This is a genomic window from Sphingomonas sp. GlSt437 (assembly GCF_048015635.2).
Lineage (GTDB): Bacteria > Pseudomonadota > Alphaproteobacteria > Sphingomonadales > Sphingomonadaceae > Sphingomonas.
Genome location: NZ_JBPGYA010000002.1, coordinates 638988 through 653125 on the forward strand (window position 1 = coordinate 638988; position 14138 = coordinate 653125).

Sequence of the window (14138 nt, forward strand, 5' to 3'; positions counted from 1 at the left end):
ACGCTTACTTCGCTGGAGCGGCGGTGGCCGCGTTGGAATCTTCGGCCGCGCCGGGCGTGGTCACGCCCTTGGCATCGGCAGCGGGAGAGGGGACCGGCGCGCCGGGAGCGGGCGCCATCGCAGCAGGCGTGCCTGGCGGCGGCGCGGGCGACGCGACCACGGGCTTGGCGCCCTTCACCGAGCCGCCCTTGGCGACGACCCATTTGTCGAACGTCGCCTTGTCGACCGCGACGACGGTGATCGGCATGAAGCCATGGCGCGCGCCGCAAAGCTCAGAGCATTGCCCGAAATAGACGCCGGGACGGTCAATCGTGAAGCTGGTCTCATTGAGGCGGCCGGGGATCGCGTCGAGCTTGATCCAGAACGCCGGCATCGCCCAGCTGTGGATGACGTCCGCCGAGGTGGTGATCAACCGCACCGGCACGCCGACCGGCAGCACGACGCGGTTATCGGTCGCGAGCAACGGCGGGCCATCGGCATCGGTACGGAAGCGATCGCCGGCGGCCTGCGCACCCTTTTCCTTGAGCATGTTAGCGGTGATCTCGATGCCGCCATTATCCGGGTACTCGTAAGTCCAGTACCATTGGTTGCCGATCGCCTTCAGCGTGATGGCATTGGCCGGCGCGGGCTTGAACTGCGCCTGGAGCAGGCCGATCGACGGGATCGCGATGCCCACCAGGATGACCACCGGCGCCAGCGTCCAGATGATCTCGATCGCGGTGTTGTGCGATGTCTTCGACGCTGTCGGGCTGGCGCGGCGATTATAGCGCACGATCACCCAGAGCAGCAGGATGAGCACGAACACCGAGATGACCGTAATCACCGGCACGAGCAGATCGTCATGCATGCTGTGGGCGCGCTGGCCGACCGCCGTCACCTGCGGTTGCAGGCCGATATATTTGTCGACCGGCTGGCCAATGCCCTTTTCGGGCAAGACCATCGGGCCGCCATCGAGCGCGAGCATGGGATCGTTGGGGTTGGCGGCGGGTTTCGCAGCATCGGCCGGTTTGGCAGCGCCGGCGGCGGAAGCCGGCGCGGCACTTTGCTGCGGTGCGGCGACCGGCGCTGCTTGAGCCGGCGCTTGCGCGGCGGCCGGGCCGGCAGTGGCAAGCAGCGCGCCGGCGGCGAGACTAAAGACCATCAACCCTGTCTTGCGCATCGTTCTTCACATCACCCTGTGCGCGGCCGCGCCTTTCAGCGGCGCTGACCGGGGCGGGAATACGCCCCTTGTCCGGGTGCCTATACGCATCGTGCCCGGCTGTCTCAAGCATAAGAAGTGCATTTTTTGCACTCCTTTTTGCACTGCGGCGGGCGCGCCTCCGTTGCGCGCGCGCCGATGCGATCCTAATCAGGCGGCGAAATGAGCGATGGAGACGATGCGCGCATGACCGATGACGAGGTGCTGGCCGAATTTCGCGCCGCGGATGCGCTGCTGGAGGGGCACTTCATCCTGTCCTCGGGGCTGCGCAGCCCCCGTTATCTGCAGTGCGCGCGCGTCTTGATGAACCCGGCGCGCGGTGCGCGCCTGGCGAGTGCGCTCGCCGCGAAGCTGCCGGCGGATGTCCGCGCCGCGATCGAGGCCGTCGTCTCGCCGGCGATGGGCGGGGTGATTGCCGGGCATGAGATAGGCCGCGCGCTCGGCGTCGACGCGATGTTCCTGGAGCGACCGACCGGCACGTTCGAACTGCGGCGCGGTTTTCGGCTGGCGCCCGGCACGCGGGTGCTGATGATGGAGGATGTCGTCACCACTGGCCTCTCGTCGCGTGAAGCCATCGCAGCGATCGTGGAGGCGGGCGGCGAGGTGATTGCGGCGGCGGCGTTGGTCGATCGATCGGGCGGCACGGCCGATCTGGGCGTGCCTTTCTATCCGCTGATCCGCATCGACGTACCGACTTACCAGCCGGACGCCTTGCCCGCCGAACTCACGGCAATCCCCGCGATCAAGCCGGGGAGTCGCGCGGCGGCATGACCAACGGCCTACGCCTCGGCGTCAACATCGATCATGTCGCGACCGTGCGTAATGCGCGCGGCGCGGGCTATCCCGACCCGGTGCGCGCAGCGCTGGTCGCGGCGGACGCGGGCGCCGACGGCATCACCGCGCATCTGCGTGAAGACAGGCGCCACATCACCGACGAGGATATCGCGCGCCTCTCCGCCGAGCTGACCATCCCGCTCAACCTGGAAATGGCGGCAACCGAGGAAATGCTGGCGATCGCGCTGCGCCACCGCCCGCATGCCGCGTGCATCGTGCCCGAAAAGCGGGAGGAGCGGACGACCGAAGGCGGGTTGGATGCGGCCGGGCAGTTTGCCCATCTTCAGCCGATGGTCGCCGAGTTGGCCGATGCCGGCATACGAGTCTCGCTGTTCATCGAGCCCGATGCTCGCCAGATCGACGCCGCGATCCGGCTGGGCGTGCCGGTGATCGAGCTGCACACCGGCCGCTATGCCGAACTGTCGGGCACGGCGCAGGCCGATGAGCTGCGCCGCTTGGCCGACGCGGCTGCCCTCGCCGCCAAGAACGGGCTCGAAGTGCACGCCGGCCATGGCTTGACGGTCGATAACGTCGCGCCGGTCGCGGCGATCCCGCAGCTCAAGGAACTCAATATCGGCCATTCGATCATCGCGGATGCGATCTTCCTGGGGCTGGGCGACGCGGTGCGGGCGATGCGCGCGGCGATGGACGTGGCGCGGTGACAGACAACCTTAAAATCCTCCCCTGCAAGGAGTTGGGGGTCGGATCGTCCCCCGGACGATCCTTGGCCATGCGGGGCATGGCCAACCCCAAACTGGGGACCGCGCGCGCAGCGCGTGGTGGAGGGGTAGCGCGGCATCGAGAGGGTGATACCCCTCCGTCAGCGCTACGCGCTGCCACGTCCCCTTCTATGGGAGGATTTAAAGGGTGATCCTCGCCATCGGCTCCGACCTCTGCAATATCGAGCGCATTCAGGCCTCGCTGGATCGTTTCGGGACACGTTTCGAGAACCGTGTCTTCACCGATGTCGAGCGTGCCAAGGCGGCGCGGCGTCCGTTCACCAAGGCCGGCACGCTCGCCAAGCGGTTCGCCGCCAAGGAAGCCTTTTCGAAAGCGGTCGGCACCGGCTTCAAGGCGGGCGTGTTCATGAAGGACATCGGCGTCGTCAACGCCCGCTCCGGCGCGCCGACGCTGGCGCTGACCGGCGGGGCCAAGGCAAGGCTTGACGCGATCACGCCCAAAGGCCACGTCGCGGTCGTTCACCTGACGCTCACCGACGATCATCCATGGGCGCAGGCATTTGTAGTGATCGAGGCGCTGCCAGCCGCCGCGCCGGAGCAGGACGATGACAATGGCAAGTAACGATCTCGTGCTCGATGCCGATCCCGGCACGCGCGACGGCCCCGCCGGCGAAGGCACTGATTGGTGGGCGGAGCTGCGCGGCATATTGTGGCTGATTCTGGCGGTGCTCGGCTTCCACAGCCTGGTCGCCAAGCCCTTCTACATCCCGTCCGAATCGATGCTGCCGGGCTTGCTGGTCGGTGATCATTTGATCGTGACCAAATATCCTTATGGCTATTCCTATATCTCGCCGACTTTTCACGTCCTGCCCTTCTTCCATGGCCGGCTGCTGGGGCGGCTGCCGGAGCGCGGCGATATCGTGGTGGCGGTGCCGCCCAAGTCTGACGAGGATTATATCAAGCGCGTGATCGGCTTGCCCGGCGATCGGCTGGAAGTGCGCGACGGCGTCGTCATCCTGAACGGCAAGCCGGTGAAGCGCGGCCCGCTCCATTATGTCGACATCGCCAATTATGGCGGCGACGCGCAGGCCGAAGGTGGCCTTACCTGCGATGCCAGCCAATATCCTGCGGGCTCCTTTTATCGCGATGCCAAGGGCGTGCCGCATTGCCGCCTGCCGATCGTGACCGAAACGCTGCCCAATGGGCGGACGTACGACACGGTCGAGCTTGGGCCGAGCGAGGGAGACAATTACGGCCCCTACACCGTGCCGGCAGGCCATGTGTTCCTGATGGGCGACAATCGCGACCGCAGCGCCGACAGCCGCTTCCCGCTCGAAGCGCGCGGCTTGGGCGGCGCGGTGCCGTGGGAGAATCTGGGCGGCCGCGCCGAGTTCGTCACCCACAGCTTCACCGGCAAGGCGAGTTATAACCCGTTCACCTGGTGGGGCGCGCTGCGCAGCGGCCGCGCCGGCACGTCGCTCAGGCCGGCCAAAGCCGCGCAATGAGTCAAGCCGATGCTGGCGACGGTGAGGCTGACGTCGTCCAGGGCGCCGGCCCCAGCGAGCTGCGCGATCCCTTCATCCGCCAGGAGTTGAAGCGCGCGGGCGTGTGGCTGGGTCTCGCCTCGGCCATCGCGCTCGTCGTGCTGCTCGTCCAGCCTTTGCTGATCATCTTCGGCGGGCTGGTGTTCGCGGCGATGCTCGACGGCGGCGTCCGGCTGATCGGCAAGGTACTGCCGATCGGGCGGAGCTGGCGACTGATGATCGTCGTGCTGCTGGCGATCAGCTTCATTGCCGGCACGGTCTATCTCGCCGGCGTCCAGATCACCGCGCAGTTTGCGCAATTGCAAGTGACATTGGTCAACCAGGCGACGCGGCTCATCGGCTGGGCATCGGCGCACGGCATCATGCCCGGCAGCGCCGACATCAAAGACATGGCGCAGCAGGCGCTCGGCTCGTTCGGCAAGGTGACCGCGTTTCTGGGGTCGGCGGTCGGCGCGGTGGCAAGCGTGCTGATGGTGCTGGTGATCGGGCTGTTCGTCGCGATCGAGCCGCGGCTCTATGATCGCGGCCTGCAATGGCTGGTGCCGCAGGACATGCGCGGCGAATTCGCGATCACCATCGACCGGATGGCGCACACGATGCGGCGACTGCTCGCCGGGCGCCTGATCGGCATGCTGGTGGAAGGCATCCTGATCTGGGGAATGTTGTGGGTCGGCGGCGTACCGATGGCGCTGCTCCTCGGCATTCTGGCGGGCATGCTCGCCTTCATTCCCAATATCGGCGCGATCGTGACCGGCGTGCTGATGGTGGCGGTAGGGTTCAGCGCCGGGCTGAACACGGGCTATTGGGCGATCGCGACCTATTTCGTCGTCCAGAATTTTGACGGCTATGTCGTCATCCCGATGGTCGCCAAGCGCACCGTCGATATGCCGCCGGCGCTGACGCTCTCGTCGCAAATCCTGGCATCGACACTGTTTGGGGTGTTCGGCCTCGCGCTCGCCGATCCGATGGTCGCGATGATCAAGGTCGCGCTGGAGCGCGAGTCGGAGCTTGCCGAGCGCGCGGAAGGGGGCGCGGGTGCTGCGGCTGCATGATTATTGGCGCTCCTCGGCAAGCTACCGCGTCCGCATCGCGCTGGCGCTGAAGGGCGTCGATTACGAGACAGTGCCGGTCAATCTTGTCGCGGGCGAGCAGCGCGGCGAGGCGAATCTGGCCGTCAACCCCCAGGGGCTGGTGCCAACGCTGGAAGTCGACGGAATCGCGCTGACGCAGAGCCTGGCGATCATCGATTATCTCGACCACCTCTATCCCGATCCGCCACTGCTCCCGACCGACCCGGTTGAGCGCAGCCGGCAAATCGCGATGGCGTTGGTCGTCGCTGCCGACATCCACCCGATCGACAATCCGCGCGTGCTCAACCGGCTGACCGCGCAGTTCGGTGCCGATCAGCCGGCGCGCGATGCCTGGTACGCGCATTGGATCGTGCTCGGCTTTGAAGCGCTGGAAGCAATGGCTGCGCCCGCGCCGTTTCTGGGTGGTGCGACGCCGAGCATCGCCGATATCTGCTTCGTCCCCCAGATGTACAATGCGCGCCGCTTCAATATCCCGCTCAACGGCTATCCCAAGCTTGTCGCCGCCGATGCCGCCGCCAGCGCGCACCCCGCCTTTATCGCCGCGCACCCGGACAAGGCCCGCCGTTAACGGCAAGAGTGCTGCCCTAATTGCGCCACAGCATCGGTGCACCGCGCCGCCGCGACCGATGCGAGCGATTGCGGCCCGTGCCGCTCACCGCTATGGCGCGACCACTTTGCGTTGAGGGGCGGGGGCCACTGCGCAAGGGATCCGCCCGGCTTGTGCCGGGTGACGATTAGGAGTTTGAGTGTCCACGCAACCGATTAACCCGGCGATCGGGCAATCGCCCGGCACCCCCGCCGACATTGCCGGGCTCGAGCCGCTGACCGCGATCAGGAGTCGCTGGCCGACGATTTTCGGCGCGCTCATCACGGTCGCCATGATCATCGGCGTGCTGCGCGCGCTGTTCGGCAAGGGGCTGGCCGGGCTGGCACACGCCGTGCCGACGAGCCCGATGTTCTACCTGTGCTTCGCGCTGCTCTACATGACGCTGCCGATTGGCGATTATGTCATTTTCCGCCGATTGTGGCGGATTCCGTTGTCGGGCCTCGTCGCGCTGATCAAGAAGCGCGTCGCCAATGAAGTCGTGCTCGGCTATTCGGGCGAGGCGTATTTCTACGCCTGGGCGCGGCAGCGCTCGCAGATGGTGGCGGCGCCCTTCGGCGCGGTGAAGGACGTCAGCATCCTCTCCGCCATGGCCGGCAATGCGCTGACGCTGACGATGGTCGCGCTGGCGCTGCCGGTCGGCCATGGCTTGCTCAGGCCAAGCGAATTCAACACCTTGGCCGGGTCGATCTTGGTGGTGATCGGCATGTCGCTGCCGTTCCTCATTTTTTCCAAGCGCGTCTTTTCGCTGCCGCGCCCGCTCTTGTGGTGGATCTTCCTGATCCACATCTTGCGCGCGGTCGCGAGTTCGGTGCTGCTCGCGCTGACCTGGCATTTCGGCATGCCCGAAGTGTCGATCGGCATGTGGCTGCTGTTGTCGGCGGGGCGACAATTAGCGTCAAGATTGCCGCTGGTGCCGAACAAAGACCTTCTTTTTGCCAATTTTGCCATCCTTCTGATCGGGCAGGGAGAAGCGCTCGCAAATCTGATGGCGGTAACGGCCGCCTTAACGATTCTGGTGCATGTGGTGATGGTTGCGGTGTTCGGGGTCGCCGACCTGATAAGGAAGCAAGTATGAAGGCGTTTGTTCTCGGTTTTTCGGCAGCACTGCTCGCGGCGATGGCAACGCCCGTGTCGGCGGGTGCGATCGGCAGCGATGCCGCGGCGTGTGAAGCGGGCGGGCCCGCCATCCTGGCCGACATTTCCGGCCTGAAGGATCGTACCGGCCGGCTGAAGCTCGAGCTCTATCCCGCGACCGAAGCCGATTTCCTGAAGGACGATCGCGACTTGATTGCGCAGGGCAAATTCTTCCGCCGCGTCTGGGCGGAGATGCCCAAGTCGGGCCCGGTCGAAATCTGCATCAAAGTGCCCAAGCCCGGCACTTACGCGCTGTTCTTCACGCATGATCGCGACGGCAAGAACAAGTTCAACTTCTGGACCGACGGCGCCGGCTTGCCGAGCAACCACCGCATCGGCATGTCGCGCCCCAAATTGGCCGCCGGCGTTATCGAAGTGGGCAATGGCGTAACCGTGACGCATATCCACGCCCAATATCTGCGCAGCCTCTTGGGCGGCTTCGGCCCGCTCAAGGCCTGAGCCGCAGGCGCCCGGGGGCAGCGCGGTCGTGCGGATCGTCGACATCAACGAATATTATTCGCCGACCGGCGGCGGCGTGCGCACTTATCTCGATCGCAAGATGTCGATCCTGGCCGAGCATGGCCATGAGCTGATCGTGATCGCGCCGGGGCCGGCGGACAGCGTCGACACTCGTCCCGATGGCGGCCGGGTGATCTATGTGAAGTCGCCGCCGCTGATCGTCGATCGTAATTACTGGCTGTTCTGGCGCGGCGAGCCGGTGACGCAGCTGCTCGACGAACTGAAGCCCGACGTCGTCGAAACCTCGTCGCCCTGGCGGCCGGCCTGGATTCTCGACGGGTGGCAAGGCGATGCGCTGAAGATCTTCTTCATGCACAACGACAATGTCGGCGCCTATCCGATGCGCTGGTTCGAGGGGCTGGCGAGCCCGCCGGCGATCGAACGCGCGTTCGGCTGGTATAGCCGCTACATGAACCGCTTTCTGGCTGGCTATGACGCGGTCGTCACCAATGGCCCGGCGCTCTACAAGCGCCATCAGCGGCGCGGCGTGCGCGTCGACAAATCGATGCCGCTGGGCATTGAGCGTGGTTATTTCTCGCCCGACCTTCGCGACGAGCGGCTGCGCGCCTCGCTACTGGAACAGTGCGGCTTGCCGGCGGATGCACATCTGCTGCTCGGGCTCGGCCGCCATCACCCGGAAAAACGCTGGCGGATGATCATCGATGCGGTCGAACGCGCCGGCGCACGGCTGCCCGTCGGCATGATCCTGCTCGGCACCGGCATCGACAGCAAGCGCATCGAAAAGCGCATCGCCGGCAGCCCGCATATCCGCATGTTCCGCCCGGTCTATGATCGGCAGCGGCTGGCGCGGATCATGGCGAGCTGTGACGCGCTGATCCACGGCTCCGAAGGCGAGCCGTTCGGGCTGGTCGCATCGGAAGCGATGGCCGCCGGCCTGCCGCTGATCGCGCCTGACGAGGGCGGCGTGGCCGAAGTCGCCGATCCACGATCCTCCGAGCTTTATCGCGCCAAGGATGCCGAAGCCGCCGCCGACGCCGTCTGCCGGCTGTTCGCGCGCGATCCCAAGCTGCTCCGCCGCGCCGCCGTGGTCGCGGCCGGCAAGGTGCGCACCGACGAGGCGCACGCGCTCGAGCTTGTCGCTTATTACCAGTCGCTGATCGACGCGCGGCGGCTGTCGCGCGCGGCCTGAGCTAGCTGATCCGCTTGTAGACGGTCACCAGCGACCGGCCTTCGGGCAATCGAGCGACGGCTTGATAATCGCGCGCCGTCGCTGCCAGCAATTGCGCGCGGCGCTGGGGCAGCTCGCCGCGGAAGGGCCCCGAGTCGACGATCACTGCTGGCTGCGATGCCAGAATGCGAGCGATCTCGCCGCGCTGATCGATCGCGACCGTCTCGGTATTGCGGGTGAGGAACGCGGGGAAAGTGTAGCGCGTCGCCGCGCAGCGGCCGCTCGCCGGATAGAGCATCGAATCGCCGGCATAGACGTAAAGGCAGCCCGGTCCGCGACCGACGGCCGCGACGACCCGGTCGAACTGATCAGGCGTGCCGCGCTCCCAGCGTTTCTTGAGCAGGATCGCCTGCCCACCGATCGCCGCGACCACGAGCGCCACGACCGGCCAGCGCCAGCCGCGCCGGCTTTCGGAGAACAGACCAGCCGCCGCAATGCTCGCGGGCAGCATGGTCGGCAGGCCATAATGCTCGAACCAGGTGCCGAAGATCAGCAGCCCGGCAATCGCGCTGGCGAGCCAGCCGGCGAGCATCAGGCGCGGCCGCCGGGCGAGATGCGGCGATCGTCGCAGCGCGATGACGGCCATCGACACCAGCGGCGACAATAGCAGGATGAGGATGCCGAGATTGCCCGCGCTTTCCGCCAAGGGCGGCGGATTGCGCATCGAGATCGCGACGATCGTGGCGAACCACCAGGGCGCGAAATGGCCGGATGCCGCGAAGCTCGCCGCAACGAGCGCCGTGGGCAACAACGCCACGCCAATCATCGCGGTGGCGAGCACCGCAACGCGCGGCAAGCTGTCGCCCTGTTGTCGCCGGCGCCACAACGACCACAGGCCGAAAAACGCGCCTTCGAAGACCACACTTGGCTTGACCTGCAACGCCAGTCCGAACAGCGCCATCGCCGCGACGGTGCGGACGGTGGTGAGCGGCGGCTCGCCCTCGCCTTCCAGCACCAGCCACGCCGCCGCGGCCGTTAGCAGGTTGAAGAAGACCGGCGACTGGCCGCCCTGCCCTTCCGCCAGCACGATCCAGACGAGGTACAGCACGCCAGCCGCCAGCCCTCTGCCTGGCACGCCGGCCCGGCGCGCGATCGAGCAAGCGATCAGCGCCGTCGCCCAGGCCGACGCCAGCGCCATCAACTGATACGCCCATACCCCGGCGCGCAACGGCAGATGCGCCGCCGGCAGATAGATCAGGAACAGCCCGATTGGCTTGCGGTCATAGAAATCGACATAAGGGACCTGCCCCGCCGCCCAGCCGCGTGCCGCCGCGTAATAGAATTGCTCGTCGACGTGCAGGACCGGGTTGCCGAGCGCGAGCCAGCGCGATGCGAAGGCGACTGCAAGCAGCAGCAATGGCGTCCGAAACGATTGCGGCATCGGCCCGGTCAGGCGCGCGTCGCGGTGACGAAATAGTCGAGGGCCGTATCGTCGCCCAGCTGGAAGCCCCGGGCCGGATTGAACCGCAAGCCCCGGACGTCGCGAACCTGCAGGCCGGCCTCGACCAGCAGCGCGGTCAGCTCATCAGGCGTCAGGAACTTGTCCCAATCATGCGTCCCTCGGGGGATTTGGCCGGTGCCCTCGGCAATCGTGATGAGCGCGAGCCGGCTTAGCCGAGTGCGGTTGGGGGTTGAGAGGATCAGCAGGCCATCGGGTGCCAGCGCGGCCGCCAAACCCGCGACGAAGACCGCCGGATCGGTAACATGCTCGATCACTTCCATGCTCGTCACGAGATCGAAGGTCGCACCCGCCACATCCTCGATGCCGCCATGGCGGTACTCGATCGCCAGCCCCGATTGCGCCGCATGGGTGCGCGCGACCGCGACATTCTCCGCCGCCGCGTCAATCCCGGTCACCGCCGCGCCCAGCCGGGCGAGCGGCTCGCAGAGCAGTCCGGCGCCGCAGCCGACATCGAGCGCGGTCTTGCCCGCGAGCGGCGTGAAGCTCCCGGCATCGCCGCCCCAATGCGCGTCGACCTGCTCGCGGATATAGCCGAGCCGCGCCGGGTTGAGCCGGTGCAGCATCGCCGACGAGCCCTTGGGGTCCCACCAATCGGCCGCCAGCGCGCTGAAATGCGCCGCTTCCGCGGGGTCGATCGTCGTTGCCGGTGCGCTTGCCTTTGCCATGGCCGCCACTTATCAGGCACCCCCGCTCAACCCAAGGGGGAAGTAACCGGCCGGCATGGCGCGCATCGTGATGAAATTCGGCGGCACGTCGATGGCGGGGATTGAGCGCATCCGCAGCGTCGCGGCGCGGGTCAAGCGCGAAGTGGCGGCGGGCAACCAGATCGCCGTCGTCGTCTCGGCGATGGCGGGCGAGACCGACCGGCTCGTCAATTTCTGCCGCGAAGCCTCCTCGCTCTACGATCCGCGCGAATATGACGTGGTGGTGGCGTCCGGCGAACAAGTCACCTCGGGCCTGCTTGCCATCGCGCTTCAGGAGATTGGCGTGCCGGCGCGCAGCTGGCTCGGCTGGCAAGTCGCGATCCGCACGGACGATGCCTTTGCCAAGGCGCGGATCGAGGCGATCGATACCGACGGCATTGTTGCTGCGATGGCGGAAGGCCAAGTCGCGGTCATCCCCGGTTTTCAGGGCGTCTCGACCGATGGTCGCATCGCGACGCTTGGCCGGGGCGGATCGGACACGTCTGCCGTCGCGGTCGCCGCGGCATTGAAGGCCGATCGCTGCGACATCTACACCGATGTCGATGGCGTCTACACCACCGATCCGCGCATCGTGCCGCGCGCGCGCAAGCTCCGCCAGGTGACGTATGAGGAAATGCTCGAGCTCGCCAGCGTCGGCGCCAAAGTGCTGCAGACGCGATCGGTGGGCTTGGCGATGAAGGAACAAGTCCGCGTCCAGGTGCTGTCGTCGTTCACCGACGCGCACGCGCCGATGGCCGACACGCTGCCCGGCACGATGATTGTCGGCGAAGAGGAGATTGACGAGATGGAACGCCAGCTCATCACCGGCATCGCGCATGACAAGAACGAAGCGAAGATCACACTCACCAGCGTGCCCGACAAGCCCGGCGCGGTGGCGAGCATCTTCGAGCCGTTGGCGGCGGCCAACATCAACGTCGACATGATCATCCAGAACATCGCGCATTCGACCGGCTCGACCGACGTGACCTTCACGGTGCCGGCCGCCGACCTCGCTCGTTCGATCGAGGCACTGAACGGCGCGCAAGGCAAGATCGGCTTCGAGCGGCTGGTGCATGACACGCGCGTCGCCAAGATCACCGTCGTCGGGGTCGGCATGCGCAGCCATGCGGGCGTTGCGAGCACGATGTTCACGACGCTCGGCGCGCGCGGCATCAACATCCAGGCGATTTCAACGAGCGAGATCAAGGTCAGCGTGCTGATCCACGAGGACGAGACCGAGCTGGCGGTGCGCGTGCTGCACACGGCCTATGGGCTGGACGCGGAGGAAGCGGCGTGAGCGAGGGCGAACAGCGCCTCCGCGACCGCATGGCACGCGGCGCCTCCTTCCTCGGCAGCGGAACCGCCATCATCTGCGGTGCGATGTCGTGGGTGTCGGAGCGCCATCTGGTCGCCGCGGTCTCCAACGCCGGTGGCTTCGGGCTGATCGCGTGCGGGGCGATGACGCCCGCCCTGCTCGATGCCGAGATCGCGGCGACGCGGGCGCTGACAGACCGGCCGTTCGGCGTGAACCTCATCACCATGCACCCCGACCTCATTGAGCTGATCGAGATTTGTGGGCGCCATAACGTCAGCCACGTCGTTCTCGCCGGTGGCTTGCCGCCGGCAGGCGCGCTCGACGCGATCAAGGCGACCGGCGCCAAGGCGATCTGCTTCGCGCCCGCGCTCGTCATGGCGAAAAAGCTGATCCGCTCGGGCGTCGATGCGCTGATCATTGAAGGCATGGAGGCCGGCGGCCATATCGGCCCCGTGGCGACCAGCGTGCTCGCGCAGGAAATCCTGCCCGAGGTCGCCGAGCAACTGCCGGTGTTCGTCGCCGGCGGCATCGGCCGGGGCGATGCGATTGCTGCCTATCTCGACATGGGCGCCGCCGGAGTCCAGCTCGGCACGCGCTTTGCCTGTGCTGTCGAAAGCATTGCCCACCCCAATTTCAAGCGCGCCTTCTTTCGCGCGGCTGCGCGCGACGCGATTGCCAGCGTCCAGATCGACCCGCGCTTGCCCGTCATCCCCGTCCGCGCGTTGAAGAATGCCGGCTCAGAAGCCTTCATCGCCAAGCAGCGCGAAGTCGCGCAAGCACTCGACGAGGGCCGCGTCGACATGGGTGCCGCGCAGCTGGAGATCGAGCATTATTGGGCGGGCGCGCTGCGCCGCGCGGTGATCGACGGTGATGTCGACAATGGCTCGCTGATGGCGGGCCAGTCGGTCGGCATGGTGACTAAGGGAGAGCCCGTCGCCGACATCATTGCCGAGCTGATGGGGCAAGCGGCGGCGGCCTATGACCGACAATCGACCCTAATGCCGGCTTAGCCAGACCACGCAACCATCGATTCAACGGAATTGAGCGACCCTCACCCCTGCCACACGACCGCACTGGCGCGGGGGAAAAGGGGGGCTGGTATGCGTTATATTGCTCAATTCGTATCGCTTTCGTTACTGATCGCCGCACCTGTCGCCGCGCAGGACCGCGATGACGGTCCGCCGCAACCACCGGCAGGCTCGGCACCAACGCTGGTGCTGCCGCCGGTTGGCGAGGACGGCACGTTCGACACCCCCAATCATCATCTCAACCCAGCTGAGGAAGTGTGGCATTTGCGCGCTGCGCTCAACGTCGCCGCGCTCGATTGCCGGGGGGCAGGCGAAGATGCGATCGTCGACGGCTACAACCATCTGCTGACGCAGCACGCGGCCGGGCTGGCCGCCGCTGCATCGCGCATGGATGCGAGCTACCACGCCCGCTACGGCATCCGCTGGGAAGTCGCGCGCGAGCATGACATGACCAAGACCTATAATTTCTTCGCGCTGCCGCCGGTTCGGGCCGAATTCTGCGCGATCGCAGCTTCGGTGCTGACCGAGCTCGCCACGGTCGACGATCGCGACTTGCCCGAATTCGCCGATGCGCGGCTGCGCGTGCTCGAAGCGCCGTTCCAGAATTTCTACGCGCGCTATGCGGCTTATCGTGTGGCGCTCAACAGCTGGCGCAACGGCCGGCAGACAGTGGCCCTTGCGGCGGCCAGTCCGGCGCCTTCCGCACCGGGAGACGATGGCCGCTGATCGATAAACGCGCAGATCGTTTCGATTTAGCAACTTTATTACCGTAAAATTGCGCCGGATCATCGCCAAACGATGGTCTGGCGCTGTGCATCTGTCACAATGCGCGCGACGATTTGATGGCGGGGAAG

15 protein-coding genes are annotated in these 14138 nt (G+C 66.5%); 12 read left to right on the forward strand and 3 right to left on the reverse strand.

Annotated elements, in window-relative coordinates:
• Window positions 1-4 precede the first annotated feature (4 nt).
• Complete coding sequence (gene coxB / locus ACLB0R_RS12540) at window positions 5-1141, reverse strand: cytochrome c oxidase subunit II (protein WP_416643361.1); 1137 nt, start codon at window positions 1139-1141, stop codon at window positions 5-7.
• A 243-nt stretch (window positions 1142-1384) separates the two neighbouring features.
• On the opposite strand from coxB, the gene pyrE reads away from it, so the two are divergent.
• The 9 genes from pyrE to ACLB0R_RS12585 all read left to right on the forward strand — a co-directional run bounded on the left by pyrE (window position 1385) and on the right by ACLB0R_RS12585 (window position 8757).
• Entirely contained in the window at window positions 1385-1969 is a 585-nt protein-coding gene (gene pyrE / locus ACLB0R_RS12545; protein ID WP_416643949.1) for an orotate phosphoribosyltransferase, read from the forward strand.
• The gene (locus ACLB0R_RS12550; RefSeq protein WP_416643360.1) at window positions 1966-2694 is read left to right on the forward strand and encodes a pyridoxine 5'-phosphate synthase; all 729 of its coding nucleotides are present in this window, start codon (window positions 1966-1968) and stop codon (window positions 2692-2694) included. The genes pyrE and ACLB0R_RS12550 overlap by 4 nt, the downstream gene beginning before the upstream one ends.
• Window positions 2695-2899: 205 nt before the next feature.
• Window positions 2900-3334, forward strand: a complete 435-nt coding sequence (gene acpS / locus ACLB0R_RS12555; protein ID WP_416643359.1) for a holo-ACP synthase — start codon at window positions 2900-2902, stop codon at window positions 3332-3334.
• Entirely contained in the window at window positions 3324-4217 is an 894-nt protein-coding gene (gene lepB / locus ACLB0R_RS12560) for a signal peptidase I (RefSeq protein ID WP_416643358.1), read from the forward strand. The genes acpS and lepB overlap by 11 nt, the downstream gene beginning before the upstream one ends.
• On the forward strand, window positions 4214-5308 hold the full coding sequence (locus ACLB0R_RS12565) for an AI-2E family transporter (protein WP_416643357.1): 1095 nt from the start codon (window positions 4214-4216) through the stop codon (window positions 5306-5308). The genes lepB and ACLB0R_RS12565 overlap by 4 nt, the downstream gene beginning before the upstream one ends.
• Entirely contained in the window at window positions 5295-5915 is a 621-nt protein-coding gene (gene maiA, locus ACLB0R_RS12570; RefSeq protein ID WP_416643948.1) for a maleylacetoacetate isomerase, read from the forward strand. The genes ACLB0R_RS12565 and maiA overlap by 14 nt, the downstream gene beginning before the upstream one ends.
• Window positions 5916-6093: 178 nt before the next feature.
• Window positions 6094-7029, forward strand: a complete 936-nt coding sequence (locus ACLB0R_RS12575) for a hypothetical protein (protein WP_416643356.1) — start codon at window positions 6094-6096, stop codon at window positions 7027-7029.
• Window positions 7026-7547: a DUF2141 domain-containing protein gene (locus tag ACLB0R_RS12580; protein ID WP_416643355.1), complete on the forward strand. Its 522-nt coding sequence runs from the start codon at window positions 7026-7028 to the stop codon at window positions 7545-7547. The genes ACLB0R_RS12575 and ACLB0R_RS12580 overlap by 4 nt, the downstream gene beginning before the upstream one ends.
• Window positions 7548-7575: 28 nt before the next feature.
• Window positions 7576-8757 carry a glycosyltransferase gene (locus tag ACLB0R_RS12585; RefSeq protein WP_416643354.1) on the forward strand — a complete coding sequence of 394 codons (1182 nt, stop codon included), beginning with the start codon at window positions 7576-7578 and terminating at the stop codon, window positions 8755-8757.
• A gap of 1 nt (window position 8758) precedes the next feature.
• Here the strand turns inward: ACLB0R_RS12585 and ACLB0R_RS12590 are convergent, their stop codons facing one another.
• Window positions 8759-10177, reverse strand: a complete 1419-nt coding sequence (locus tag ACLB0R_RS12590; protein WP_416643353.1) for a hypothetical protein — start codon at window positions 10175-10177, stop codon at window positions 8759-8761.
• Window positions 10178-10185: 8 nt separating this feature from the next.
• A complete protein-coding gene (ubiG, locus tag ACLB0R_RS12595) occupies window positions 10186-10923 on the reverse strand; it encodes a bifunctional 2-polyprenyl-6-hydroxyphenol methylase/3-demethylubiquinol 3-O-methyltransferase UbiG (protein ID WP_416643352.1) in 738 nt (245 codons plus the stop codon).
• Between the two features lie 55 nt (window positions 10924-10978).
• On the opposite strand from ubiG, the gene ACLB0R_RS12600 reads away from it, so the two are divergent.
• The 3 genes from ACLB0R_RS12600 (at window position 10979) to ACLB0R_RS12610 (ending at window position 14010) form a co-directional block, all read left to right on the forward strand.
• Entirely contained in the window at window positions 10979-12238 is a 1260-nt protein-coding gene (locus tag ACLB0R_RS12600; protein WP_416643351.1) for an aspartate kinase, read from the forward strand.
• Window positions 12239-12267: 29 nt separating this feature from the next.
• Window positions 12268-13266: an NAD(P)H-dependent flavin oxidoreductase gene (locus tag ACLB0R_RS12605; protein WP_416643947.1), complete on the forward strand. Its 999-nt coding sequence runs from the start codon at window positions 12268-12270 to the stop codon at window positions 13264-13266.
• A 90-nt stretch (window positions 13267-13356) separates the two neighbouring features.
• On the forward strand, window positions 13357-14010 hold the full coding sequence (locus ACLB0R_RS12610; protein WP_416643350.1) for a hypothetical protein: 654 nt from the start codon (window positions 13357-13359) through the stop codon (window positions 14008-14010).
• Window positions 14011-14138: the final 128 nt, after the last annotated feature.

Excerpts from the sequence above, each read along its gene's own strand:
- ACLB0R_RS12600 (WP_416643351.1), top strand. The coding sequence starts at position 10,979 with ATGGCGCGCATCGTGATGAAATTCGGCGGCACGTCGATGGCGGGGATT.
- ubiG (WP_416643352.1), bottom strand. The coding sequence starts at position 10,923 with ATGGCAAAGGCAAGCGCACCGGCAACGACGATCGACCCCGCGGAAGCG.
- ACLB0R_RS12605 (WP_416643947.1), top strand. The coding sequence starts at position 12,268 with ATGGCACGCGGCGCCTCCTTCCTCGGCAGCGGAACCGCCATCATCTGC.
- pyrE (WP_416643949.1), top strand. The coding sequence starts at position 1,385 with ATGACCGATGACGAGGTGCTGGCCGAATTTCGCGCCGCGGATGCGCTG.
- ACLB0R_RS12580 (WP_416643355.1), top strand. The coding sequence starts at position 7,026 with ATGAAGGCGTTTGTTCTCGGTTTTTCGGCAGCACTGCTCGCGGCGATG.
- lepB (WP_416643358.1), top strand. The coding sequence starts at position 3,324 with ATGGCAAGTAACGATCTCGTGCTCGATGCCGATCCCGGCACGCGCGAC.
- ACLB0R_RS12590 (WP_416643353.1), bottom strand. The coding sequence starts at position 10,177 with ATGCCGCAATCGTTTCGGACGCCATTGCTGCTGCTTGCAGTCGCCTTC.
- coxB (WP_416643361.1), bottom strand. The coding sequence starts at position 1,141 with ATGGTCTTTAGTCTCGCCGCCGGCGCGCTGCTTGCCACTGCCGGCCCG.
- ACLB0R_RS12550 (WP_416643360.1), top strand. The coding sequence starts at position 1,966 with ATGACCAACGGCCTACGCCTCGGCGTCAACATCGATCATGTCGCGACC.
- ACLB0R_RS12565 (WP_416643357.1), top strand. The coding sequence starts at position 4,214 with ATGAGTCAAGCCGATGCTGGCGACGGTGAGGCTGACGTCGTCCAGGGC.
- ACLB0R_RS12610 (WP_416643350.1), top strand. The coding sequence starts at position 13,357 with ATGCGTTATATTGCTCAATTCGTATCGCTTTCGTTACTGATCGCCGCA.